This is a genomic window from uncultured Clostridium sp., from assembly GCF_937920395.1.
Classification (GTDB): Bacteria; Bacillota; Clostridia; order Clostridiales; family Clostridiaceae; genus Clostridium_AD.
The window spans coordinates 1-2,290 of record NZ_CALEVF010000025.1 but is presented as its reverse complement, the minus strand read 5'-3'; the positions used below and the strand labels follow the sequence as shown (position 1 = coordinate 2,290).

Genomic DNA, 2,290 nt, shown 5'->3' with positions numbered 1-2,290 from the left:
CAGATTCTGTTTTATCCTTCATTTGAGAAATTTTATTCATAGTAGCATCTGTTGAATCAGCAAAATTAACTATAAACGATTCTTCCATTTTCATACCCCGTGGAGAACCAAATTCAGGTTTGCCGTGATGTTGAACTATACATCCCTTTATCCTCGCAACAAAATCTTCAGAATAAAGTGATTCATTCCCTCGAATAGCTTTATCGATTAATTCTACACCAATAACAATATGACCTTCCATTTCACCTCTAAGTGTATATTTAAAAGGACCATCATAATATAATTCATAAATCTTACCAATATCATGAAGTTTTGCTGCAAGTACAGCTATCTCAGTTCGCCTACATTCGTATCTTTCACAAAGAGTAGCAGTTAAATACATAACATTTAAGGTATGTTCTGCAAGACCACCTATATAATTATGATGCATAGATACTCCGCCTATTCCTCTTTGAAATTTATCTAAGAATAGTTCGTCTTTAAAGAAATAGTCATTTAAGGCTTTACCTTCAGTTGAAGTAACATACTTATTTGTAAGGGTGTCCATTTCTTTCATAATATCTTCAATAGGTCTCTTCACTGTTGGTAGATAATCAGACAAATTATAATCTAAAATAAATTTATACTTCTTAACATCTAAGTTTTTATCTTTAAATCCCTCAACTTCTATGACGCTTCCTTCTTTAATATCGCCATTTTTGCTAGGTATATTAGCTTTTACTTCTCCACTTTTATCTACCAAAATGCAGACAAACTTAGAAGCATCTTTGAACATTATTTTCATTACCATTAATGAAATTTTTATATTAGTTCCACTTTTTATATCGTTTAAGAAATTCTCTTTTGTAATCATATGAGCCTCCAAATTAAATTTATTTTTATAAGAATATAAGTGTTAAAATCTATTTGCGCTTATTACTGTACCATATTTAATGGTATCTGACTAATTTTAATTAAGCACTTAGAATTTTTAGAGAGAGATTACAACAATAACTGTAGGAAAAAGGTATTAATTTCATAATTCATGGCAAAATAAAGTAAAAAAGCATTATTGAAATGAATAAGGAGAGGATTTAATGGAGAACCAAAAAAGTTTAAAGATTATTCCTTTAGGAGGACTCGGAGAAATAGGAAAGAATATAACGGCTATTGAATATGATGATGAAATAATCGTTATAGACTGTGGTGTATCATTTCCGGATGAAGAAATGTATGGTGTAGATTTAGTGATTCCAGATATAACTTATTTGAAAAATAATGCGAAAAAGGTAAAAGGATTTTTTTAACTCATGGTCATGAAGATCATATAGGTTCTTTGCCATTTATTCTAAAACAATTGAATGTACCTATTTATGGCACTAAGCTAACATTAGGATTAATTGAAAATAAACTAAAGGAACATAATATATTGAAATACTGTAAGCTTAATATTGTAAATGCTGGAGAAACAATAGAGCTAAAAAATCTTAAAATAGAGTTTATTAGAGTTACGCACAGTATAGCTGACGCTTGCGCTATTGCTATACATTCACCAATAGGTGTTATATTGCATACTGGTGATTTTAAAATTGATTATACCCCGATTGATGGATTAGTAACGGATTTGGAACGTATCTCAAATTTAGGTAAAGAAGGAGTTCTACTTCTTATGGCTGATAGCACAAATGTTGAACGTGAAGGGCACTCAATTTCTGAGAAAACTATTGGAAAGACTCTAACTAGAATATTTTCTCGTGCAGTTGGGAGAGTTATTGTAGCAATATTTGTATAAAAAAACAAAATCGTAGACCAATTATTCTTCCAATCATTATGGAAATTTAACTAAAAAATCTATTAGTAAGTGATAATAAATTTATAGCTTTAAGTTTTTACATAATACTCCTTTTTTATTTAATTTTATTTAAATAGTGATAAATTTCTATGAGTATTATTTATAATATTGCACATTATAATAGTACAAATGAAAATCATTATCAAAAAGAGGAGGTGACTTATATGTCAAGAAATAGAGTATTAGTACCACAGGCTAAAGCTGGGTTAAATAAATTTAAAATGGAAGCAGCTAAAGAAGTAGGAGTAAATCTTACAGATGGTTACAATGGTGATTTAACTTCAAGAGAGAATGGTTCAGTAGGTGGACAAATGGTAAAAAAAATGGTTGAAGATTACGAAAAGAATTTGTAATTAAAAAACAAAAATTAAAGTATGAAAATTAAGCCTAGCGTAATTGCTAGGTTTTTTTAGTGTGCCCGGCATGGGCGTTTACTCGTCGGTGAAAGTCCGATACGGG

General features: G+C 29.7%; 2 protein-coding genes and 1 pseudogene. 2 read left to right on the top strand and 1 reads right to left on the bottom strand.

The genetic code is table 11. The features are described from left to right. A partial coding sequence (locus Q0649_RS01615; protein ID WP_298836564.1) for a 3'-5' exoribonuclease YhaM family protein occupies window positions 1–853 on the bottom strand: 853 nt, incomplete at its 3' end. Between the two features lie 223 nt (window positions 854–1,076). On the opposite strand from Q0649_RS01615, the pseudogene Q0649_RS01610 reads away from it, so the two are divergent. Beyond that, window positions 1,077–1,759, top strand: a pseudogene (locus Q0649_RS01610) (ribonuclease J); the annotation flags it as partial. 236 nt (window positions 1,760–1,995) lie between these two features. Continuing rightward, a complete protein-coding gene (locus Q0649_RS01605) occupies window positions 1,996–2,184 on the top strand; it encodes an alpha/beta-type small acid-soluble spore protein (protein WP_298836560.1) in 189 nt (62 codons plus the stop codon). The last annotated feature ends 106 nt before the right edge of the window (window positions 2,185–2,290 follow it).

Bases quoted from the DNA above. Each gene is read 5' to 3' on its own strand.
- Q0649_RS01605 (WP_298836560.1), top strand. From the start codon at position 1,996: ATGTCAAGAAATAGAGTATTAGTACCACAGGCTAAAGCTGGGTTAAAT.